Raw genomic sequence first — 22,358 nt, forward strand, 5'->3', positions numbered from 1 at the left:
TAACCAACTGAGCTAAAGGCCCCCATGTGAAAACTTAATTCCCTGGTTGAAGCGGGAATAAAAGTAGCTCTCTGGGAGAGGACGCCCATAATACCACAGGATATTATGGGCGCAACGGTCTGATTTAAAAGATTTTAATGTTCGTCAAGGAAGCTGCGCAGATGGTCTGAGCGGCTTGGGTGGCGTAGCTTGCGCAGCGCCTTTGCTTCGATCTGACGGATACGTTCACGGGTCACATCAAACTGCTTACCCACCTCTTCAAGGGTGTGGTCAGTGTTCATGTTAATACCGAAACGCATGCGCAAAACTTTCGCTTCACGGGCTGTCAGGCCCGCCAGAACTTCCTTGGTTGCTTCACGCAGGCCTTCACCGGTGGCGGAGTCTACCGGGGAATCGATGGTGATATCCTCGATAAAGTCGCCCAGGCTGGAGTCCTCATCGTCACCGATGGGGGTTTCCATGGAGATAGGTTCTTTAGCGATCTTGAGTACTTTACGGATCTTATCTTCCGGCATATCCATACGCTCGGCCAGCTCTTCCGGGGACGGCTCGCGTCCCATCTCCTGTAGCATCTGACGGGAGATACGGTTTAGTTTATTGATCGTTTCGATCATGTGTACCGGAATACGAATCGTACGCGCCTGATCGGCAATGGACCGGGTAATCGCCTGACGAATCCACCAGGTCGCATAGGTGGAGAATTTGTAACCACGACGGTATTCAAACTTATCGACCGCTTTCATCAGGCCGATGTTGCCTTCCTGAATCAGGTCGAGGAATTGCAGGCCGCGGTTGGTATATTTTTTAGCGATCGAGATAACCAGACGCAGGTTGGCTTCAACCATCTCTTTCTTGGCGCGTCGGGCACGGGCTTCACCGATCGACATGCGACGGTTCACCTCTTTAATCTCGTTTAGCGTCAGCTGAATCTCTTGCTCAGCCTGAACCAGTTTTTTCTGTGCTCTGCGCAGCTCAATCTCGTGCCGTTTCAGAGCGCGGGCATAGTCCGCGTCAGAGTTAAGCAGCTTGTCCAGCCATTCGCTGTTGGTCTCGTTGCCTGGAAACTCTTTGATAAACTGGCGGCGCGGCATTTTTGCACGCTGGGTGCAGATCTGCATGATGGTCCGTTCCTGCTTACGGATACGGTCAATCGAGTTGCGCACGTTATCAACCAGCATATCGTAAAAGCGGGGGGATAGCTTGATCGGGGAGAACGCATCAGCGAGCTCTTCGAAAGCTTTAGCGGCTGTTTTGCTGCTGCGACCCTCTTTTGCTACCGCTTTCTGGTAGGTTTCGTAGGTGCTGCGTAGCAGATCAAAACGGCGTTTGGCTTCCTCCGGGTCTGGACCACGTTCTTTCTCTTCGTCGTCATCATCGTCAGATTCCTCTTCGGCTGCTTCAGCTTGTTGAGCAGCGGAGGGGATTTCAGCGCCATCATCGGGATCGATATAGCCGCTGAAAATGTCGCTCAGGCGTCCTTCCTCTTCCTGACTGGTGTCATAGGCGGCGAGTATCGCGTCAACCGAACCAGGGAACGCTGCCAGGCCTGACATCACCTCACGCAGACCTTCTTCAATCCGCTTGGCGATCTCAATCTCACCCTGGCGGGTCAGCAGTTCCACCGTGCCCATTTCGCGCATATACATACGTACAGGGTCGGTTGTGCGTCCGGCGTCTGATTCGACAGCGGCCAGTGCTGCAACGGCTTCCTCATCCGCTTCTTCAGCTGAGTCACCTTCTGTCATGAGCAGGGTTTCGGCATCCGGAGCTTCTTCGGTGACCGATATGCCCATATCGTTGATCATACGGATTATATCTTCGACCTGGTCCGGATCAGCAATATCTTCTGGCAGATGATCATTGACTTCAGCATAAGTAAGGTAGCCCTGCTCCTTACCCCGTGCGATCAATTCCTTGAGGCGTGACTGCTGCTTGGAGGTATCTGACATAATTGCCCTTCAGTGATGACAAAAGTGAAAAAAATTAGCCCGACATTATAGCGATTGCGGGGTATAAATTCTACAGACCGAGTAGGGTTATAGGGATATTTCATCTATTAAAATAGACTATTTTTCAATGCGCTGTGCAGAAAAATGAAAACCGGGCCTTAGTTTGCTCTGTAGCTCTGTAAATGGGGGTGGTTTACGGAATTTCAATGCAGTCTGGTTATTTTTCAGGCGCTTTTCTTAACCGGCTTCCCGCCTGCTTCATGATCAGGGTGTTGAGACGCTGTTTATCTTCGCTGCTCAGGTGTGGCTGGGATTTGAGTTGCAGAATCTCTCTGTCGAGATGGCGTTCCTGCAGGCGATTGAGGCAGTCACTTAAAACTTGCTGAGCATTGCTGGCGTCAATGATGGGCGTCTGATGGGCGATCTCATTCAGCTGTCGAATCAGGGGCTTCAGGTGCTCATGTTCTTGCCAGTCAACCGCCAGAATGCCAGGAGTGACACCGGGGTTCTCCTGCAGATAACGGTTGAGTTGATAGAGAAGTTTCTCTGCTTCCTCCTGACTGGCGCTCAGTATCTCAAGGTCGCCGCAATGATCTGCCAGGGTGGGCAGGTGCAGCAGAATGGATACGGCCGTGCTGGCGGGATTGAAGTGAACCGCAGAGCCGCCCGGCGGGGCGGGGCGAAACTTTTTGCCGCCTTTGGTGAACTCTTTTCCCGGTTTTTTATCGGACCTGTAATCGCTCTGCTCCGGCTGGTAGTCAAAGTATCCGTCATCGGGGTAGTCTGGCTCGCCCTGATAATAATCTGGCTCCGGCGTGGCGTGAGCGTGGGTGGTTTCCTGCAGGTTGTTGACGCTAATCAGCTGTTCAAGACTGAGTCCGGTCAGCTCGGAAATTTTCTCCTGCATCATCTGTTTAAGAATGCCCGGTTGCATCTGGTCAATCAGAGGCAGGGCCTGATTACTGAAGCGGGCGCGTCCGTCCAGGGAGCTCATATCCGCACCCTCTTCCAGTGTTTTAAAGAAGAAATCAGAGAGAGGCAGTGACTCGTTGAGTCGCTGTTCAAAGGCGTCGCAGCCCTCCTGTCTTACCAGGCTGTCGGGGTCTTCTCCCTCGGGCAGGAAGAGAAAGCGCGCCTGCTTACCATCGGTGATAACGGGCATCGTGGTGTCCAGTGCCCGTTTGGCTGCTTTACGGCCCGCGGCATCACCATCAAAACAGAATATAACTTCAGGTACCATCTTCAGGATGCGCTCAAGGTGTTGTGCTGTGGTTGCGGTACCCAGGGTGGCAACGGCGTAACCTATGCCGTATTGAGCTAAGCCGACAACATCCATATAGCCCTCAACAATGATCAGACGTTCGAGGCTCTGATTGTACTTGCGGGCTTCATACAGGCCGTAAAGTTCACGGCTTTTGTGGAAGGTATCTGTTTCCGGAGAGTTCAGGTATTTGGGTTTCTCATCCCCCAGAACCCGGCCGCCAAAGGCGATTACCCGGCCGCGCATATCCCGGATGGGGAACATGATGCGCTCACGAAAGCGGTCGTAATAACGATCAGAATCCTCTTTATTGATCAGCATGCCTGCTTGCTCGAGTCGGAGCTTGGTCTCTTCGTCCCGGGCGAGTTTTTTTAACAGGTTGTCCCAGCCAGGCGGGGCGTAACCGATACCAAAGCGGGCGGCAAACTGTCCGGTCAGACCCCGGTTCTTCAGGTAATCTACCGCGATCTCTTTGTTGGGGTGTTCGCGTAGCTGCTGTTGGTAATATTCAGAGGCTTCCTGCAGCAGTGCATAGATATCTTTGATGCGCTGCTCGCGCTGATGGTCAACAGGGCCCTCTGCTTTGGGCATCTCAACACCGGCCAGTTTGGCCAGCTCTTCGACCGCTTCCGGAAAGCTTAAGCGGTCATGTTCCATGAGAAAGCTGAGTGAGTTGCCGCCTGCACCGCAGCCGAAACAGTAATAGAACTGTTTTTCATTGTTAACGGTGAATGAGGGAGACTTCTCTTTATGAAACGGACAGAGTCCGGAATAATTTTTTCCGGTGCGCTTAAGCTTGACCCTGGCTTCGACGATATCGAGTACGTTGACTCGCGCCAGAAGGTCATCAATAAAACTTTGCGGTATGCGTCCGGCCATAGTGTCAGACTACCTGCTGATTGAGGGGAGGATGGTCAGCAGTTATTTTAACTATTCAGAGCGTTTTTGACGAGTTGGCTGATGGCGCCCATGTCTGCGCGACCCTGAACCTGTGGTTTAACCAGGGCCATGACCTTGCCCATATCCTGCATATTCTGTGCACCGGAATCGGTTACCGCCTGCGCAACAATCTCTGCAAGTTCTGCTTCACTCAGGGGCTGAGGCAGGAACTCCTTAATCACAAGAAGTTCCTGTTGCTCAATATTGGCCAGATCATCCCGACCAGCAGTGTTAAACTGCTCGATCGAATCGCGACGCTGTTTTTGCATCTTATCCAGTATCGCGAGTACACGCGCATCATCCAGCTCAATCCGCTCATCGACTTCGATGCGTTTGAGCTCAGACAGAATCATGCGGATAGTACCCAGGCGCTCTTTTGCTTTAGCGCGCATGGCTGCTTTCATCTCGTCACTGATGCGTTGCTTCAGTTCGGACATACCGCTCTCCTGGCTGTATTGGCTGTTTAATGCGGGGTGAAGATCTTAGTACAGACGAACGCGACGCTGGTTTTCGCGCTGAACTTTCTTCAGGTGACGCTTAACAGCAGCAGCAGCCTTACGCTTACGGATTGAAGTTGGCTTTTCGTAGAATTCACGACGACGCACTTCAGCCAGTACACCGGCTTTTTCGCAAGAACGTTTGAAACGACGCAGAGCTACGTCAAATGGCTCGTTTTCTTTAACTTTAACTGCTGGCATATAAATACCTTACCTTTCCTGTAGAAATTTAATGTCTGTTCCGCTGAGTTTAAGACACAGCTGGCCAATAAGGGCCGGTATTTTATTCTTATGATCCGGCAGTGTAAAGCCTAAATACGATGAAATGATTGTTAAAATGGATGATAATGGCGCCCTGTGAGTCGTCCTGCGGCTTTGCGTGCAGCAATTTATTTATGATGATGAGTGAGAACCTTTAACAATGCGTGTGCTTGGAATCGAAACCTCCTGCGATGAAACCGGTGTGGCTATCTATGATAGTGAGGCAGGCCTGCTGGGCGATGCGCTCTATAGCCAGGTTGCAATGCATGCAGAATATGGCGGTGTTGTGCCAGAGCTGGCCTCCCGCGATCATGTTCGCAAGTTGTTGCCACTGGTGAAAGAGGTTCTGGCTCAGGCTGATACCCGGCCGGAACAGCTCGATGCGGTTGCTTATACGGCTGGGCCTGGGTTGATTGGGGCATTAATGGTTGGAGCATCTACCGGTCGGGCGATGGCGCTGGGCTGGGGGATTCCTGCTATCGGTGTGCACCATATGGAAGGACATCTGTTGGCGCCGATGCTGGAGCCACAGCCTCCGGCGTTCCCGTTTGTTGCGCTGCTGGTGTCTGGCGGCCATACACAACTGGTTCAGGTTGATGCAATTGGTGAGTATACCCTGCTGGGTGAATCACTGGATGATGCTGCCGGTGAAGCATTTGATAAAGCGGCCAAGATGCTGGGGCTGGATTACCCCGGCGGACCACAGGTGGCGCGTTTGGCTGAAATGGGGGATCGTAAACGGTTTCGTTTTCCGCGACCGATGACCGACCGCCCGGGACTTGACTTTAGTTTCAGCGGTTTGAAAACCTTTACCCTGAATACATCCAACGATCTCCGGGTTGATGGTGAGCTGGGTGATAAAGATCGCCGTGATATTGCTGCAGCCTTTGAAGAGGCGGTGGTTGAAACCCTGGCGATTAAGTGTCGCCGGGCACTCCAGCAAACCGGTTTTAAACAGTTGGTGATTGCCGGAGGGGTCAGCGCCAATCAGCGTCTGCGCGACCGCCTTGAGCTGATGGTGAAAAAAGAGTGGGCTCAGCTGTTTTATGCCCGGCCACAGTTTTGTACTGATAATGGTGCAATGATCGCCTATGCCGGTTGTCAGCGTCTGCTGGCAGGACAGCAGAGCGATCTCTCAATTCAGTGCGTTCCCCGCTGGCCGCTGGATACGCTGGAGCCGATACAGCGCCGCGGTGCTGATGTTAAGTGAATTACTGAGATCCCGGTCAGAGCCGGCTTTCCCGGCGGTTGAGCAGGTTACGTATATTCTGATGGTGAGTTGCCAGAATCAGGCTGCTCATAATAATGATGGGCAGCAGTAATTGTGGCGCCAGAAACCAGCTAAACAGCGGGCTTAACAGCGACATGCTGACTGCTGCCAGCGATGAGATGCGCCGAATTGCTATCACTGTAAGCCATACAGAGCACTGGGCAAGGGCCAGACGATAGTCGAGAAACAGGCAACTGCCGATCATAGTGGCAACCCCTTTTCCGCCCCTGAATCGTAAGAAAACCGACCATACATGGCCGATCAGGGCTGAAATTCCCACCAACGCCTGGTCGAACTGACTGAGGCCTGCCCATAGTGCGATGGACACCGCCAGCATGCCTTTACTCAGGTCTCCGGTCAGTGTCAGGAGGGCGGCCGGGCGGTTTCCGGTGCGCAACACATTGGTTGCGCCGGGATTTCCCGAGCCCAGTTGACGAGGGTCTCCGATCCCCATAAAGTGGCAAATCAGCACGGCAAAGGGAATTGAGCCCAGCAGATAGCCGACCAGCATAATGGTCAGCGTTGTGACGGCATCTGCTTCGATCATATTCCGTTTCCGCTGTTGCTATAGAAAGTAAACTATTTTTTATAGCGCACTTCAGCGTTGGATGAAAGCTGAAACCGGTGCGACAGGGAGGTTCAGGGATGAAGAGATGGATAGTGTTAGTACTGATATTGCAGGCAAACGTTTGTTTCGCAGGACTGCGAATGGAGGATGGCAGTCTGATCCATGCGGGTGATAATATCGAAAGTCTTTATGCCCATTGGGGCAAAGAGCAGCAGCGTCTGACCAGTAAGGAGACCTGTAATCATATTATTCAGCTGAAGCGTAAGTATTGTTCTACCCGGCGTTATATCTGGCAGCGTAATGGCCGTTATATGCTGGTGCAGGTTTCCGGGCGTATGATAATTAAAACAGGTTGGACGCGTTCTAAAAGATCGCTAACGGAGCCCTTTTAAGCAGGTGCTTTTTAGGGCAGTCTGATGTTGATTGCAAGAGTGTAAGGGTTTTGTCTTGGATATTGTGTACATTAAGGGGCTAAAGGTAGAGACCGTCATCGGAATCTATGACTGGGAGCGTGAGATTCGTCAGACGGTGTGTCTGGATCTTAAGATGGCAACAGATATTCAGCAGGCGGCAGCCTCTGAAGATATAGACAGCACCCTTAATTATAAAAGCGTTTCAGATCGCTTAATCAGCTTTATTGAAACCAGCGAGTTTCTTTTGGTAGAGACGATGGCTGAAGAGATTGCTCAGATTATTCTGAATGAGTTTGGGGTGCGTTGGCTGAAGCTGAAACTGGGGAAGCCTGGTGCAGTACCCACGGCTGAGGATGTCGGTGTAATAATTGAACGGGGAGAGCGTTTCTAATGGCTCAGGTGTATGTAAGTATCGGTAGCAATACTGATCGTGAAGTCTATATTGGACGTTGTCTTGATGCGCTGGATGCGAACTTTGAAAAGCTGGCCCTGTCGCCGGTTTATGAAAGTGTTCCGGTCGGCTTTGACGGAGACAACTTCTACAATCTGGTGGCGTCTTTTAAAACCGATTTGTCCGTCGGCGAGTTGAGCAAAAAACTAAAGATGATCGAAGATGATAACGGCCGTTGCCGCACATCCCCGAAATTCAGTGGCCGGACGCTGGACATCGATATTCTTACCTATGATGCCTTGATAGGTAAGATTGACGGCGTTACCCTGCCGCGGGAAGAGATTACCGAGAATGCATTTGTACTCTGGCCATTAGCTGAACTGGCCCCTAAGGCCCGCCATCCTGTTCTGGCTGAGACCTATCAACAACTGTGGCTGGATTATGATAAAGAGAAACAATCACTGCATCCGGTGTCGTTTATCTGGCACGAGAAGGACCTTTCTGCCTGAATAACAGGCGGAATTTTAATGGCTAAAGGAGTTATACAATGGGAATGGGATCACTGGTTTTTCTGGTTATCATCGTTGCGCTGGTGTTCTATGTGGTGGCGATCTACAACCGGTTGGTAACACTGAAGAACCGCTATCAGAACAGTTTTTCACAGATTGATGTGCAGCTGAAACGCCGTTACGACCTGATTCCCAATCTGGTGGAAACGGCGAAAGCCTATCTTGAGCATGAGCGGGGGACGCTGGAAGCGGTGATCGCTGCGCGTAATGAAGCGATGGCAGGGCTTAAAGCGGCCGCCGCTGATCCGGGTAGTGCGCAGGCGCTGTCGCAGCTGGCGAAGGCTGAAGGTGGCCTGCAGGGTGCGCTGGGTAAGCTCAGCATCGTGGTAGAGGCTTATCCTGATCTGAAAGCAGACACCAATATGCGCCAGCTGAGTGAAGAGTTAACCTCGACTGAGAACCGAGTAGCCTTCTCCCGTCAGGCATTTAACGATGCGGTCACAGACTACAACAGCTACAAACAGAGCTTCCCTCCGGTGTTGCTGGCAGGCACCTTTGGCCATGTCCGGGATGCGTCTCTGCTGGAGTTTGCTGATCGGGAGCAACTGCAGGTTGCGCCCAAAGTCAGCTTTTGATGTTGTCAGTTCACCGTATCTGAGATAGGGACTATCGATGAACTTCTATGCGGCTCAGGATCAGGCCCGCAAGAGCAGTCGCATTCTGCTGCTGCTCTTTATTCTGCTTAATATCGGTCTGGTCATACTGATCAATCTGCTGTTTTCCTGGTATCTCTGGGTCAATGATGACCCTATGGCTCTCCCCGACCGGGTGTTCCTTGATTACCTGAGCTGGCAGCGCATCTTCGTCGTCGCGATCGCTATCGCGTTGCTGTTGCTGTTTGCGGCCTGGTTAAAATGGCTGGATGTGAAAAAAGGGGGCGGGGCGGTTGCCGAGATGTTTGGTGGTCAGCAGGTACAGCCTTTGACCCGTGACACCGCTGAACGACGTTTAATCAACGTGGTTGAGGAGATGGCGCTGGCTGCCGGAGTGCCTGTTCCTCCGGTGTATGTGATGCAGCATGAGGCGGGTATCAACGCTTTTGCTGCGGGGTTAGGTTTGACCGATGCTGCAATCTGCGTCACCCGGGGCACGCTGGATAGTCTGAACCGGGATCAGCTACAGGGGGTCATCGCTCACGAATTCAGTCATATTCTGAACGGTGATATGCGCATTAATATGCGCTTGCTGGTGATGCTGCACGGGATGGTGTTTTTTGCTGAACTCGGACGGGTATTTGCCAGTAGTCGAACCAGCTGGTGGGCAGACTCGACTAAGTCCCGAAGCTCCAGTCGGGGGTATCTGGTGCTGCTGGGCCTCGGCTTGATGGTGGTCGGCTGGTGCGGGGTCATGGTTGGCAATATGCTCAAGGCTGCCATCAGCCGACAGCGGGAGTTTCTGGCAGATGCATCGGCGGTGCAGTTCACCCGCAACCCGGAAGGTATTGGTGGGGCGCTGAAAGTGATTGGTGGCAGTCGTTTCCAGGGGCATCTGAACCATCCGGAGTGTCAGGAAGCAGGACACCTGTTCTTTTCTGCAGTGATGCCGGGCTGGATCTGGTCAACCCATCCCCCCATTGATGTCAGGATCCGCAAAGTTGATCCGCACTGGGATGGTAAATATCTTGAGCCTCAGCCGGCGTTGCGTGTCGCTGAGGCCGGTACGGATAAAGCGATCAAAACAAACCTTGCGGGAACGGCGATCATCGAGACGCTTATCGGTTCTCTGGCAGGTGCTGAGCTGCTTGATTATCAGGCGGAAGGTCAGTCACCCGGGGCGCAATCGGCAGATAATGATCTCTATCATCTGGCGCGGGACCCTTACGATGCCCGGATTGTGTTGCTTGGCTTGCTGATGGATGGTGATAGTCAGGTCAGGGATAAGCAGTTAAAACTGATCGCGGCGGAGGATGCCGCGCTGGCGGATCGTCTCTACAACCGTCTGGGCCACTTTCAGCAGCTGCCCCGTGCTGAATATCTGCAGCTGATTGAGCTGACACTGCCCGCGCTTAAGTCTCAATCCGCCAGTCAGTACAAAGCGTTTAAGCGACTGTTGCTTCAGGTGGTTCGGGCCGATCAGCAGATCGATCTGTTTGAGTGGGTGCTGTATCAACTGGTGAGCCGCTTCTGTGATGCCCACTTTGGTGCGCCACGTCAGCGGCAAAACCGTTACGATGATATGGGGGGGCTTGCCGAACATTATGCGATGGTTATTTCGATGCTGGCTTATCATGGTGAGATGTCGGATGAGATGACCCTGAAAGCATTTAACCGGGGTGCCGGTGTGGCTGGCCTGTATAACCTGAAACCTGTGCCGCGAACGGAGTGTACCCGTGAACGCTTTGCTGCGTCGGTCTCCGAGCTGGCAGCGGCCACGCCGTTTATCCGGCAGCGGATGCTGAAGGGGATGGTGCAGGTGGTACGCCATGATGGTCAGATAGTGGCGGTAGAGCGGGAGCTGATCACCGCAATTGCCGCTGTAATGGAAAGCCCTCTGATTGGCCTCGATGAGAAATAGTTCAACCCCATGGCCGGCTGTTTGTGGTTAAAGCCGGTCACTATTCATTACACTTCTGAACTTTTGCCTGACGCGTTGAATGCGTGCTGTTACTCCGTAAAAAAATTCCTCTTTGTAGCATAGGTTACAGAACGATGCGGGACCTGTGGTTTAGATTAAAGCGCTAAACTAACAGGAGATCGCAACAATGAAGAAAATGAAACTCTTTCTGGACACTCATGATGTTGAGAGTGGAACCTTTCCGGCGGGCATTACTAAGCCTCAGTTTGCCGAGTTTTATGAACAGTATAAGCAAGCCTGTGAAGCGGAAGGGGTGGTGCCATTAAAAATCTTTACCGGTGTTGAGGCGGGCAAAGCGTTCTGTCTGACACTTGCTGAGGAGAGTGATGCCGTGGCCCGGGCACATCAGCGGGTTGGATTACCGTTTAACACGATCACCGAGGTATAGAGTGTGACTCCGGGTGATCTGTTCTTTTCTGCGGTTGCATGAGAGGTAGCGGATGATGACTGATGTTCGGGAATCTACAGCGACTCAGGCCGGAGTCAGAAATCGCAGGGTGGGGCACTGGTTGATGCTGGTTGCCGTTTCAGTGATGCTGGTCATCCTGGGGATTAAACTGGCTGTCTATAGCTTTTTAAAGAGTGTCCCCGACGATTTCTTTGCGCGTCAGGCGCCGGATCTGCGGCCTGCTATTCCCGACTCAGTTGTCATGCAGGCGCTTGAGCCGGTTCCGGGATATCTCTGGCAGACGTTGCCAGCGGATGCCCCGGCACCGCTTGAAAACCCCACCACAGCGGCAAAAATTGCTTTAGGTGAAAAGCTTTTTTTTGATAAAAACCTATCTCTTGACCGCACCCTGGCGTGCGCTTCCTGTCATGAACTGTACAGCTATGCCGGTACCGATGGGGCGCCGGTATCTACCGGAATAAACGGTCAGAAAGGTAACCGCAATGCTCCCACCGTCTGGAATGCCGCGTTTCAGAAACGGCTGTTCTGGGATGGCCGGGTGGCGTCTCTGGAGCAGCAGGCTATTAAGCCGTTTCTCAATCCGATTGAGATGGGGATGCTTTCCCCCGTCCAAATTGTTGAACGGGTGAAGGAGCAAGCGGCCTATCAACCAGACTTCGCCGCTGCGTTTGCGGATGAGCCGGATATTACCATTGCTAACATTGTCCGGGCGATTGCCAGCTATGAAAGATCGCTGATCACTAATGATTCGCCCTACGATGATTACGTCAGGGGGGATAGCGCGGCCCTGACAGAGCAGCAGCTCAGTGGCATGGTGCTGTTTGAAAAAACCGGGTGTGTTCACTGCCATTTCGGACCTAACTTTAGTGCGGCCAGCATTTATAACAGTGGCTTGCCCTTTAGAGTGTTTCCGGCTAATCCAGATCCGATTACACAGCAGTATGGGTTGAATACAGAGAGTGACGGCCCGACAGTCTGGCGGGTACCTTCGCTACGTAATGTGGCGCTGACCGGTCCCTGGTTTCATAATGGTGCGGTAGATGATCTGCATGACGTTGTGCGGATTATGGCCAGAACTCAGCTGGCAAGAAGCCAGAAGCGAAGTTTTCAGTGGTCGGCTAAAAAATTGGGTATTATCGAAAATCCGGATCTGACCGATCAGCAGGTTGAGGATATTGTGGCGTTTCTGAAGGCACTGAGTAGCCGCCGGCTGACCTCTGCTGAGCGTCAACATCTGACGACGCGGTCAGGGGGCTCTGAAAGATAGTGATCTGTCCGCTAGCGGTTTTCAGAATGCGGCCAGTGCAACAAAGTGAAGTTTTAGAGTCGTTTTAGCAATGGAATAGCACTGATGGCTAAGCAAAAAAGTGGTGATGTATCAGAGCAGAGGATGACGCCTTTGAGCGCCTTTCTGGATCTTTCCCGCGAGGCACAGCAGTTACTACGGTCTGTGCAGACCATTCAGGTGGCGAAAAACCGGATACCGGTGCATAAAGGCGACAAAGTATCCGGCGCTTATGTCGTCGTAAAAGGCTGCCTGAGAGTTTTTTCTTACACACCCAATGGGCACGAGTCGACTTTCTATCTGATCCGTCCCGGGGAAACCTGTGTGTTTGCAATCAACTGTCTTTTTAATCAGCTACTCTATCCGGCCTGGGTGGTGGCTGAAGAGGAAACAGAGATCTGCGTCATCAGCGGGGCACTCTACAAACAGTTATTTCAAACAGAGTCCGCGATTCAAAATCTCACGATCGATGCCCTCTCCTCGGCCGTTTTCAAACTGATGACGGAGGTCGAGCATCTGCAGGGCTGGAATTTGTCACAGCGGCTTTCAAATCTGTTATTGCATCAGGCGAGTGACGATAATCGGGTCCTGATGACACAGCAGGAGATTGCTAGTCGGTTAGGCAGCTCCCGCGAGGTTATCGCCCGTCTGCTTGGTGAGATGGTGTCTGAGGGTTTGATTACCACGGGGCGGGGATGTATTTCTCTGATTCAGCCTTCAGCGCTGGCCCGGCTGATTCACGGTTGACAAAGAGGCTGGCTGGCAAAAAGCCGGACTAGTGGCTGTAGAGCGATTTTCCACCATCCACCGCGATAATCTGACCGGTAATAAAGTTCTGACCGGCCAGAAACAGCACGGTTTCGGCGATATCGTCGGCAGTTCCGGTTCGCTTCAGCAGGGTTTTCTCCAGGATAGCCTGTTGCGCCTCAGGGCTGATCGCCGCATCCTCCTCTGGCCAGAGGATTGGCCCCGGAGCGACCCCATTTACCCGGACGGCTGGCGCCAGTTCTTTGGCCAGGCTGAGGGTCATCATCTGCAGACCCGCTTTTGCTATCGAGTAGATTGGATAGCCGGGCAGCGCTCTCTGGGCGTGGATATCCACCAGGTTGATAATGCAGCCCTGCTGTTGCTTCAGCGAGTCAGCCAGTTTGGCTGAAAGAAAGTAAGCAGCTTTGAGGTTGCTGTTAATCAGATCATCCCACTGTTGATCGCTGCTCTGTTCAAGCGGAGTCGGGTAGAAGGATGAAGCGTTGTTGACCAGCAGGTCGATCTGTCCCCAGCAGCTCAGCGCGTTATGGGCCAGACCGGCAACCTGCGGGCTGCTGTTCAGATCGGCCTGCAGTACTCTGGCGCTGTCTGGGCGCTGTTGGTTTAGCTCTTCTGCTGTTTTTGTTGCAGCCTCAGTCGAGTTGTTGCAATGGATGATCACCCGATAGCCCTGTAGCCACAGCTGTTGGGTGATTGCGGCACCGATACGTCGGGCCGCTCCGGTAATCAATGCGACGGGTTGTTGCACGATAATACTCCATCAATCTGTTGCTGACAGACAGCCAGTTGGGCGCGGTAGATCGCCTCACCGAGGGCTTTGCCTTTGAATCCCTGACTCATCAGTGCTTTCGGATCGATCTGTCGCAGCGCTTCAAGCAGCAGGGGCAGTTGCTGCTCTACGGCATCAGTGTTGTTACAGATCACAGCACACCCCTGTAGTAACAGGCTCAGATGTTCATCGCGTCGCAGCAGATCCAGGTTTCGGATCAGCGCCAGCCTCTCCCCGGCATCAAGCTGGGAGTAATGGCAGAGTTGATCGGACTGAAGACAAAACTGTAATGCCAGATCCCGGTAGGCGTTAGGCGCGCGGTGCTGGTCACAGAATGTTTTTATGGTTTGGCCACGTTGTTCCAGTGGTGTGTTCAGCAGTGCTCCGCGCAATAGTATGGCAAACCGTACCCGGGAATCGATCGGCTGGCTTATCGCCACCAGGGTTTGCGGGTCACTCATTGCGGGTATTAGCTCAGGAAACAGTTTTACCAGTGCGTCGGTCTGCATCAGGGTGATCAGGAACTGTTGTGGAGATGCTTCACCCAGTGCCCGCTGAAATTCCTGCCAGACCCTTTCTGTGCTCAGATGCCCGAGCTCATCGCTGTGCGACAGTTGTTGCATCAGCGTCAGGGTTTCGGGGGCGATACGGAAACCGAGTGAGGCATAGCGGGCCAGAAAACGGGCAACCCTGAGTACCCTGAGCGGGTCTTCAGAAAAGGCGGGAGAAACATGCCGAAGTAGTTTTAACTGCAGATCCTGCTGGCCATGATAGGGGTCTATAATCGTGCCATCATCAGTCATTGCCATGGCGTTGATGGTCAGATCCCGGCGAATCAGGTCTTCTTCGAGAGTAACATCGGGGCTGGCATGGTAGAGAAAGCCGGTGTAGCCTTTGCCAGATTTCCGCTCGGTGCGCGCCAGGGCGTACTCTTCACCGCTGTCGGGATGGATAAACACCGGAAAGTCTTTACCGACCGGGCGAAAGCCTTGTTTTAGCATCTGCTCGGGTGTTGCGCCAACCACCACCCAATCCCTGTCGTAGACCGGGTAGTCCAACAGTTTATCCCTGACTGCACCGCCTACCAGATAGGTTTGCATATTCAGCTGTTAGAACACTGCTCAGGACGGCTTGCCTGCCAAAGTTCAAAACCACCATCCAGACTATAAACCTGATCAAAGCCTTGCTGGATCAGAAAGCCGGCGGCTGACTGGCTGCTGAAGCCGTGATAACAACAAACAATCAGCGGGGTATCCATATCCGCAGACTGGATAAAATCATGCAGTGTGTCATTGCTCAGGTGAACAGCATCCTTGATATGGTTTTGCTGATAGCTTTGTGGGTCACGGATATCGGCTACTACCGCGCCTTCAGCGATCAGTTGTTCAGCTCTGGCGATGTCGATACATTCAAAGTTGTCCATCAGTTGCCATACCTCATGTTGCTATTTACAGAAAAGAGTGTCTGATCCTCAAGTCGCAGAGCGGTGAGCTTACCTCCCCAAACGCAGCCGGTATCGAGAGCATAGACATTTTCTATGTCCGCCTTCCCCTCCAGGGCTGCCCAGTGGCCGAAGATCAGTTTTGTGTCTTGCAGGGCTTTTCCCTCGTGGCTGAACCAGGGGCGAAAGCCGGTTGGCTGGCTGGATAAGGTGCCTTTAGCGGAAAATTCCATTCTGCCCAAGCTGTCGCAAAAGCGCATGCGGGTAAAGTAGTTGGTTATGGTTCTGAGGCGATCCCAGCCTTTTAGTTTTCCTGACCAGCAAGCTGGCTGGTTGCCATACATATGCCTGAAAAATTCCTCGGCCAGAGTGCTTTGCAGAATGGTTTCAACCTCTCTGGCCCGTTTGCTGGCTTTATCCAGAGACCACTGAGGGGGGATGCCAGCATGAACCATGGTATACCCAAGCTGAGCATTGGTAATTAACAGAGGCTGGTGGCGTAGCCACTTCATCAGCTGTTTGGCATCGGGGGCGTTGAGGATATCATGAAAGGTGTCAGATCGTTTGGGTCTGATCGCCTTGTGATAAACCGCCAGCAAATGCAGATCGTGGTTGCCCAGTGTTACCGTCACCCGGTCCCGGATGCTATAGAGGAAACGCAGGGTTTGCAGGGATTTTGGCCCCCGGTTTACCAGATCACCCGCCAGCCAGAGTCGGTCGGTTTCGCCAAAACCGACGGCTTCAAGGAGTGCCTGCAGTTCATCATAGCAGCCTTGAATATCTCCGATTGCATAGGTAGCCACAGCGCTATCCTCAGTGCAGGGCGTTGGGGAGCGCCAGGGTAAAAGGTTCAATATCTGCATTGAACGTCTGGCCGTCGTTGGTTTTCATCTGATAGTGGCCCTGCATACTGCCCACCCGCGTTGCCAGTACAGTACCGCTTGTGTAACTGTAGCTTTGCTGAGGTTCTATCACCGGTTGCTCGCCAATAACGCCTTCGCCCTCAACCTCCTGAACCTGCTCGTCACCATCGACAATCAGCCAGCGGCGGCGTAGTAGCTGAACCGGCTGAGAGTCATGATTGGTAATAGTTATATGATAGGAAAAAACATAGCGCTTTTTGTCCGGGTCAGACTGCTCCGGCAGATAGGCTGTTTCCACTTGAATAGCGATGTTGTTAGATATCTCTGAGAGGATCATATTGTTTCGTTATAAGTTGTTATTTACTGCTCAGATAATCACTTATCCGGATGAAGTCAGTCAGGGCGAGACGTTCCGGACGCAGGCCCGGGTCAATTCCCAGCGATTCGATCTCGTCGGCATCAAGCAGTGGCTTAAGGTTATTTCGCAGGGTCTTCCTGCGCTGGCCAAACGCGGTGCGGACGACAGTCTCCAGTTTGCTGATGTCTTTTGCCGTATGGGGTAGTTCTTTATAAGGTATCAGGCGGACAATAGCTGAATCAACCTTGGGTGCAGGATCAAAAGCATGGGGGGGCACAAGAAACAGTGGTTCTACCTGGCAGTAATACTGCGCCATGATGCCCAGGCGACCATAGGCACTGTCACCCGGTTGTGCTGCCAGTCGGTCGACCACCTCTTTCTGTAGCATAAAATGCATATCATCAATCTGATCCGCATAGCTGAGCAGGTGAAAGATCAGTGGTGTAGAGATGTTATAAGGCAGATTGCCGACGACACGCAACTGTTCACCCTGTTGTTGCAGGGTAGCAAAGTCAAACTTCAAGGCATCGCCCTCATGAATGGCGAATTTTTCCGCATAACGGAAGAACTTTGTCCGCAGAATAGGCACCAGATCGCGATCCAGCTCAACCACATCCAGGCGCTGGCACAGATCCAGTAACTCTTCAGTAATGGCTCCGAGACCCGGGCCTATTTCGACCAGATGCTGTGTTTCACCCGGGGCGATGGCTCTGATGATCCGGCGGATAACGCCCTGATCCTGAAGAAAATTCTGCCCAAAACGTTTGCGTGCTTTATGGCCTGCGGGTTTATTGCTCATTCAGTGTTCCGATGGTGTGACGGTTGGCTGACATATCGGCAGCGTAATTAATAGCGGTTAGCAGGCTGCCACAATCGGCGCTGCCGCTTCCGGCCAGATCGAGGGCGGTGCCGTGATCCACTGAGGTGCGGATAATCGGCATCCCCAGCGTAATATTAACCGCCCGGCCAAAACCTTTATATTTCAGGACCGGCAGTCCCTGGTCATGATACATTGCCAGCACGGCGTCTGCGGTATCCAGCAGTTTATCGGTAAACAGTGTATCTGCTGGTAGTGGATCACTCAGATTGTAACCCTGAGTCCGGAGCCGGTCGATCACCGGTTGAATCACATCAATCTCTTCCCGTCCCATGTGGCCACTTTCTCCGGCGTGGGGGTTCAGTCCGGCAATCAGGATTCTTGGGTTGTGCACACCAAAGCTGTGCTGCAGTTCCTGATGCAATACGGTCAGAACCTCCTCTAACAACGGTTGGGTAATCGCTGCAGGAACGGCAGCCAGTGGCAGGTGGGTGGTGGCCAGTGCAACCCGTAAACCCTCGGTTGCCAGCATCATCACGACCTTGCTGCTGTGGGTCAGTTGTTCGAGAAACTCGGTATGGCCGCTAAACGGGATGCCAGCATCGTTGATCACCCCTTTATGGACCGGAGCCGTTACCAACGCAGCGAACTCGCCACTCTGACAGCCCTGGGTTGCGCGGGTCAGGGTGTCGAGAATGTAGCGGGCATTGGCCGGGTTCAGCTGTCCTGGTGTTACGGTCTTAACCAGGCAGACCGGTTCAATCCATAAGGTGCCGGGTACGGTAGGGCTAATCGGCTCCTCCGCATTATAGGGGATCAGCGTGATTGGCAGATTTAGTAAGCGGGCCCGGGCCTGCATCAGCAGCGGGTCGGCAATCACCACCAGTTGGTGGTCGTGCCCCTGCTGGGCGATCTGAATACATAGGTCCGGCCCGATCCCGGCCGGTTCGCCCGGGGTCAGGGCCAGTCTGTAGATGGACATCTGAATTATTTAATCTCGATATAGGCCTGAGAGCGGATTTCCCGCAGCCAGTTTTGCAGCTCTTCGTTAAACTTACGCTGACGGATGGTTGCCCTGGCCTGATTGGTCTTCATCTCTTCGCCCATATCCTGCTGGCGTCGATCTTCAACTTTGAGAATATGCCAGCCAAAACGGGATTCAAACGGCGCGCTTATCTTGCCCTGTGCGGTGTCAAACATCACCTCTTCAAACTCAGGCACCATCTGCCCTGCCTGTGTCCAGCCCAGGTCTCCGCCCAGTGAGCCGCTTCCCGGATCGTCGCTATACTGTTTCGCCAACTCTTCGAACGGTTCACCTTGTTGCAGTTTCCGGTAGATCGACTCTATTTCCCGGCGGGTCTGTGCCGGAGAGCGGATCTCATTCGGTGTCAGCAGGATATGTTTTACCTTAACCTGATCAACCAGTTGTACTGAGCCGCCCTTTTTATCATTAACTTTCAGGATATGAAAACCGCTGGGGCTGCGCAGTGGGGCACTGAATTCGCCAGGACTAAGTTTTTTTACCACCGCAGCAAACTCTTCCGGCATCTCATTGAGTTTACGCCAGCCAATTTGCCCCCCTTTCAGGGCGTTGGGCCCTTTGGATTGAGCAACCGCTGTTTCTGAAAAATTGGCGCCGTCTTTCAGTGCTGTGGAGATCTCATTTGCCTGTTGCTGAGCGGCCTGAATCATCTGCGCAGTCGCCTGTAGCGGCACGGCAATGAGTATCTGCGAAAGATTGTAGGTCGTGGCACTCAGCTGTTCACCCTGCTGAGAGTTGAGGTAGTTATCAATCTCCTGCTGGGAGACATTGATGCGACTGTTAACAATGCGCTGCTGAATGCGCTGGATAAGCATCTCGTTGCGAATCTGCTGGCGCGCCTGAGCATAATCCTGACCTTCCGCGATCAGCGCTTCGCGAAACTGTTCCAGAGTGAGATTAGAGCTGGCGGCGATCCTTTCCATCGAGGCATTGAGCTCGCTGTCACTGATGCGGATACCTCGCTCTGCACCGATCTGTAGCTGGATATTATCCAGAATCAGTCGATCAAGGACCTGGCTTTGCAGGGTTTGTTCATCCGGCAGTGCACGCCCCTGAGCGCTGAGGCGGGACTTTATCATCGCTTCACGGTCGTTCAGTTCGCTTTGCAGTACAACATCATCATTTACGATTGCAACGATGCGGTCCAGTGGGGTATCTGCGGCGCTGGCCGAGATGCTGAGGCCCAACAGAAGGGCAGCCATACCTGGCTTTAGTTTTTCTATGAGATTAGTAGTCATCATTCTCTTCACGTTCTTTAAAGCCAATAATATCTTGCAGCACAGAGGTGCCACCGCCAACGGTGCCGAGGCCTTTCAGGATAAATTGCAGAAACAGCGCACTGTCTTCCCTTCCACCGCTATCATCCTCTATCCACTTACGGGCAGCAACCCGAACTTTCCAGCAGCAACTGGCGTACTCAAGGCCTAGCAGTGCTTCAGGAGTCTGGGAGTGTTCCATATCCTCCTGCCAGCGCCCCATCAGGGTCCACTCCGGTGCCAGTGGCCAGATAAATGAAAGCTCCGCCTGGCTGCGAACGTTTTCCCGGTAGCGATAACTGAATCCGATAACTTTATTGAGGGACGGAGTGTAGCGCACTTTGAAGTTGCTCTCTAATGGATTAAAGCCACTTCGATCCAGTTCGGTATCGACCGATAGTCGCAGTTCAGAGTAAGGGTTCCAATAGGCTTCTGCCGCGTAGTTGGACTGATCTTCTGTATCGACACTGGTATCGCCATTAAGTTGCACGGTGCGGTCAGCAAAATAGTATGCCTGGGCCAGTCCGACGCGGGCTATTTCGCTGCCATCGCTGGTGAAAAAGCCAGAGCTGAGACCGACAGAGATCTGCTGATTATCACTGACTTTATCGAAGCCGGTAAAGCGGTTTTCCCGGAACAGGCCCTGGTAGCTGAAATCTGTTTCGGCGGTATCAAAATCCGGGATCCCCTGCTGGTCTTGCCGCTGGCTATAGAGGGTGAACAGGCGGGGTTCAACAGTCTGTGTGTAGTTGTCCAACTGACGTTCGAATACCAGCCCGGAATCAATACTGAATACACCAGTGGCCCGGTCAATGCTATCGTCCTGTCCGGCGACCTGATCCTGCAGATCGTAATGGCTTAACCAGTAGCTCATCTTAGGTGTCAGGTAACCCCAGGACCAGAGCATTGGCAGACTGATCGCGGGCTGAATATGCAACCGGCTGCCAGTCACCCGGTCTATGCCGCTCAGATCATCGATCTTCCGCTCAAAACGGGTCATATCTGTCAGATAACTGAATACTACTTCCTGTCCCAGTTGATAACCGTAGTTGCCGCTAACCTGTAGCTGAGGCATACGCTGGTAAGGAGATTTACTGTCATTGATGGTCTGATAGCTGTGGGCACGTAACGTGGCCGACCAGTGTTCACGGGTGTAGGTTGTTTCTGCCCGTTGATCAAGATGAGTGGAACGATCCACTGCCAGACTGGAGCCGAGGTCATCAAAATATTTTTTGTCGCTGACGGCGGTGTAATCCACCAGGCTGCTCCAGGCTCCCAGGCTTCCGGTATGGTCGATACCCACCAGCCATCGATCACGGTCCGCCTGGGTATCATCAATTAATAAACCGGTGCTGAGGGTTTGCTTACCATAGTGGTTCAGGTGACGGAACTCATTCTCCAGCAACAGCCCCCGCTCAGTGAAGACTTTCGGTGTCAGAGTATCATCGTAGTTGGGTGCCAGATTGAAATAGTAGGGTGCAGCTAACTCAAGCCCATCCTCATTGGAATAACCCAGAGAGGGGAACAGAAACCCTGAATGACGCAGATCATCAATGGGGAACTCGATATAGGGAAAATAAAACACCGGGGTATCAGCCACTTTGAGGGTGGCGTTGCGCGCCGTACCAAAACCTCTGTTCGGATCAAGCACCAGCGAGCTTGACGCGATTTTCCAACTTTCATCGTTCGGCGGACAGGTGGTGTAACTACTGTGCTCCATCCTTATCCGGTTGTCCTTCAGGCGAATAATGCGTTTGGCTTCGCCGCGCAGGGAGCGCTCATGAACCACATAGTCTGCATCGCTGACCACGGTTTCCCCACTGATGGCATTGGTCTGTGCCTTAGAGCCTCGCAGCAACAGCCCGGGTTCACGATACTGAATATTGCCGTTCATGGTGATCTGATTGGATATCTGATCGACCTCTGCGGAATCGCTGCGCAAAAAGTGTCCCCGCTGGCGTAACTCTACATTACCCTCAAGCCGGGTCAGACCTCCAAGCTGGGTTTCAGAGCTATCGGCATCCACTGTGAGGCTGTCATCATCTTCTGCGGGTAGCTGCGAATCCGGTTCAATATAGACCCCATAACACGCCTTTGACGCACCAGTTATGGGGTACCAGTCCTGTTCGGCATAGCGGATATCACTCAGATCAGCATTTTGGGTCTTAGTTTTAGCAGCCGGATCATCACTGCTCAGACTGTCTGCATTGCCGGGAGCTGCTACGCTGGTTCGGGAGCTCTGTTCTGCAGCACCACCGGTCGTGGGCTGATTATCCAGGCAGGACCAGCCGCCAGAGGCATTTGCTTCGCACAGCCATGCACCGCTGATTTGCTGTTGATAAGCGGGATCAGGTGTGGCTGTATCTGCTGCGTTGTCGGTTACTGGCAGCGCCTCTGCCGGAGCCTCCTGGAGTTGTCCTTTGTCCTGGTCAGCAAGAGGATTGGTCCGATCTGGCTGGTCGCACTGCCAGTTCTGCCCATTCTCCATGGTACAGGTCCAAAGCGCATCGCGGATGCCGGAATCGGTTTCGGCGGCCAACAGGACTGCGGGCATTGCAGCAATGATCGCCAATGTAAGTGTGTAGGAAGAACGTCTTGAAAACGGCATTCAGATTGTCCATTAGGAAGCGCAGAAAAAGCGTCTATTTCCCTTATCGC

The 22,358-nt window shown here is 53.0% G+C and carries 23 protein-coding genes; 9 read left to right on the forward strand and 14 right to left on the reverse strand.

From position 1 onward, the window contains the following. Positions 1 to 134: 134 nt before the first annotated feature. The 4 genes from rpoD to rpsU all read right to left on the reverse strand — a co-directional run bounded on the left by rpoD (position 135) and on the right by rpsU (position 4,847). Positions 135 to 1,949 carry an RNA polymerase sigma factor RpoD gene (rpoD, locus tag BMY09_RS21245; protein ID WP_091362152.1) on the reverse strand — a complete coding sequence of 605 codons (1,815 nt, stop codon included), beginning with the start codon at positions 1,947 to 1,949 and terminating at the stop codon, positions 135 to 137. A gap of 217 nt (positions 1,950 to 2,166) precedes the next feature. After that, on the reverse strand, positions 2,167 to 4,089 hold the full coding sequence (gene dnaG, locus BMY09_RS21250; RefSeq protein ID WP_091362153.1) for a DNA primase: 1,923 nt from the start codon (positions 4,087 to 4,089) through the stop codon (positions 2,167 to 2,169). Between the two features lie 47 nt (positions 4,090 to 4,136). Beyond that, positions 4,137 to 4,586, reverse strand: a complete 450-nt coding sequence (locus BMY09_RS21255) for a GatB/YqeY domain-containing protein (RefSeq protein WP_091362154.1) — start codon at positions 4,584 to 4,586, stop codon at positions 4,137 to 4,139. 45 nt (positions 4,587 to 4,631) lie between these two features. Continuing rightward, positions 4,632 to 4,847, reverse strand: a complete 216-nt coding sequence (rpsU, locus tag BMY09_RS21260; protein WP_019622914.1) for a 30S ribosomal protein S21 — start codon at positions 4,845 to 4,847, stop codon at positions 4,632 to 4,634. A gap of 220 nt (positions 4,848 to 5,067) precedes the next feature. Between rpsU and tsaD the strand changes: the two genes are divergently transcribed. Beyond that, the gene (tsaD, locus tag BMY09_RS21265) at positions 5,068 to 6,117 is read left to right on the forward strand and encodes a tRNA (adenosine(37)-N6)-threonylcarbamoyltransferase complex transferase subunit TsaD (protein WP_091362155.1); all 1,050 of its coding nucleotides are present in this window, start codon (positions 5,068 to 5,070) and stop codon (positions 6,115 to 6,117) included. Between the two features lie 16 nt (positions 6,118 to 6,133). On the opposite strand, the gene plsY is transcribed toward tsaD, so the two are convergent. Further along, complete coding sequence (plsY, locus tag BMY09_RS21270) at positions 6,134 to 6,724, reverse strand: glycerol-3-phosphate 1-O-acyltransferase PlsY (RefSeq protein ID WP_091362156.1); 591 nt, start codon at positions 6,722 to 6,724, stop codon at positions 6,134 to 6,136. A gap of 98 nt (positions 6,725 to 6,822) precedes the next feature. Here plsY and BMY09_RS21275 point away from each other — a divergent pair, with 98 nt between their 5' ends. The 8 genes from BMY09_RS21275 to BMY09_RS21310 all read left to right on the forward strand — a co-directional run bounded on the left by BMY09_RS21275 (position 6,823) and on the right by BMY09_RS21310 (position 13,133). Further along, positions 6,823 to 7,137 carry a hypothetical protein gene (locus BMY09_RS21275; protein WP_139203236.1) on the forward strand — a complete coding sequence of 105 codons (315 nt, stop codon included), beginning with the start codon at positions 6,823 to 6,825 and terminating at the stop codon, positions 7,135 to 7,137. A 55-nt stretch (positions 7,138 to 7,192) separates the two neighbouring features. After that, entirely contained in the window at positions 7,193 to 7,549 is a 357-nt protein-coding gene (folB, locus tag BMY09_RS21280) for a dihydroneopterin aldolase (RefSeq protein WP_091362158.1), read from the forward strand. Further along, positions 7,549 to 8,058 (forward strand): 2-amino-4-hydroxy-6-hydroxymethyldihydropteridine diphosphokinase, encoded by a 510-nt coding sequence (folK, locus tag BMY09_RS21285; RefSeq protein ID WP_091362159.1) that lies wholly within the window; start codon positions 7,549 to 7,551, stop codon positions 8,056 to 8,058. The genes folB and folK overlap by 1 nt, the downstream gene beginning before the upstream one ends. Positions 8,059 to 8,096: 38 nt before the next feature. Further along, complete coding sequence (locus BMY09_RS21290) at positions 8,097 to 8,693, forward strand: LemA family protein (RefSeq protein WP_217647483.1); 597 nt, start codon at positions 8,097 to 8,099, stop codon at positions 8,691 to 8,693. A 37-nt stretch (positions 8,694 to 8,730) separates the two neighbouring features. Next, complete coding sequence (locus tag BMY09_RS21295; protein WP_091362160.1) at positions 8,731 to 10,632, forward strand: M48 family metallopeptidase; 1,902 nt, start codon at positions 8,731 to 8,733, stop codon at positions 10,630 to 10,632. Positions 10,633 to 10,819: 187 nt separating this feature from the next. Further along, positions 10,820 to 11,080, forward strand: coding sequence for a nickel-binding protein (locus tag BMY09_RS21300; RefSeq protein WP_091362161.1), 261 nt, complete (start codon positions 10,820 to 10,822; stop codon positions 11,078 to 11,080). Positions 11,081 to 11,132: 52 nt separating this feature from the next. Beyond that, positions 11,133 to 12,368, forward strand: coding sequence for a cytochrome-c peroxidase (locus BMY09_RS21305; RefSeq protein WP_091362162.1), 1,236 nt, complete (start codon positions 11,133 to 11,135; stop codon positions 12,366 to 12,368). Between the two features lie 84 nt (positions 12,369 to 12,452). After that, positions 12,453 to 13,133 (forward strand): Crp/Fnr family transcriptional regulator, encoded by a 681-nt coding sequence (locus BMY09_RS21310; RefSeq protein WP_091362163.1) that lies wholly within the window; start codon positions 12,453 to 12,455, stop codon positions 13,131 to 13,133. 28 nt (positions 13,134 to 13,161) lie between these two features. On the opposite strand, the gene BMY09_RS21315 is transcribed toward BMY09_RS21310, so the two are convergent. From BMY09_RS21315 to BMY09_RS21355, 9 genes are read right to left on the reverse strand one after another with little or no spacing between them, the layout of a single operon-like run. Next, positions 13,162 to 13,902, reverse strand: coding sequence for a pteridine reductase (locus BMY09_RS21315; protein ID WP_091362164.1), 741 nt, complete (start codon positions 13,900 to 13,902; stop codon positions 13,162 to 13,164). Next, entirely contained in the window at positions 13,881 to 15,023 is a 1,143-nt protein-coding gene (locus tag BMY09_RS21320) for a tRNA nucleotidyltransferase/poly(A) polymerase-related protein (RefSeq protein ID WP_091362165.1), read from the reverse strand. The genes BMY09_RS21315 and BMY09_RS21320 overlap by 22 nt, the downstream gene beginning before the upstream one ends. A gap of 2 nt (positions 15,024 to 15,025) precedes the next feature. Further along, positions 15,026 to 15,346, reverse strand: coding sequence for a thiosulfate sulfurtransferase GlpE (gene glpE / locus BMY09_RS21325; protein WP_091362166.1), 321 nt, complete (start codon positions 15,344 to 15,346; stop codon positions 15,026 to 15,028). Further along, a complete protein-coding gene (locus BMY09_RS21330; protein WP_091362167.1) occupies positions 15,346 to 16,167 on the reverse strand; it encodes a symmetrical bis(5'-nucleosyl)-tetraphosphatase in 822 nt (273 codons plus the stop codon). Before BMY09_RS21330 ends, glpE begins: the two co-directional genes overlap by 1 nt. A gap of 10 nt (positions 16,168 to 16,177) precedes the next feature. Then, positions 16,178 to 16,564, reverse strand: coding sequence for a Co2+/Mg2+ efflux protein ApaG (gene apaG / locus BMY09_RS21335; protein ID WP_091362168.1), 387 nt, complete (start codon positions 16,562 to 16,564; stop codon positions 16,178 to 16,180). Between the two features lie 19 nt (positions 16,565 to 16,583). Then, the gene (gene rsmA / locus BMY09_RS21340; protein WP_091362169.1) at positions 16,584 to 17,384 is read right to left on the reverse strand and encodes a 16S rRNA (adenine(1518)-N(6)/adenine(1519)-N(6))-dimethyltransferase RsmA; all 801 of its coding nucleotides are present in this window, start codon (positions 17,382 to 17,384) and stop codon (positions 16,584 to 16,586) included. Next, positions 17,374 to 18,384 (reverse strand): 4-hydroxythreonine-4-phosphate dehydrogenase PdxA, encoded by a 1,011-nt coding sequence (gene pdxA, locus BMY09_RS21345; RefSeq protein WP_091362170.1) that lies wholly within the window; start codon positions 18,382 to 18,384, stop codon positions 17,374 to 17,376. The genes rsmA and pdxA overlap by 11 nt, the downstream gene beginning before the upstream one ends. A gap of 5 nt (positions 18,385 to 18,389) precedes the next feature. Next, positions 18,390 to 19,682, reverse strand: a complete 1,293-nt coding sequence (locus tag BMY09_RS21350; RefSeq protein WP_091362171.1) for a peptidylprolyl isomerase — start codon at positions 19,680 to 19,682, stop codon at positions 18,390 to 18,392. Continuing rightward, a complete protein-coding gene (locus BMY09_RS21355) occupies positions 19,672 to 22,308 on the reverse strand; it encodes an LPS assembly protein LptD (protein WP_091362172.1) in 2,637 nt (878 codons plus the stop codon). The genes BMY09_RS21350 and BMY09_RS21355 overlap by 11 nt, the downstream gene beginning before the upstream one ends. Positions 22,309 to 22,358 lie beyond the last annotated feature (50 nt).

The organism is Amphritea atlantica (assembly GCF_900111095.1).
Lineage (GTDB): Bacteria > Pseudomonadota > Gammaproteobacteria > Pseudomonadales > Balneatricaceae > Amphritea > Amphritea atlantica.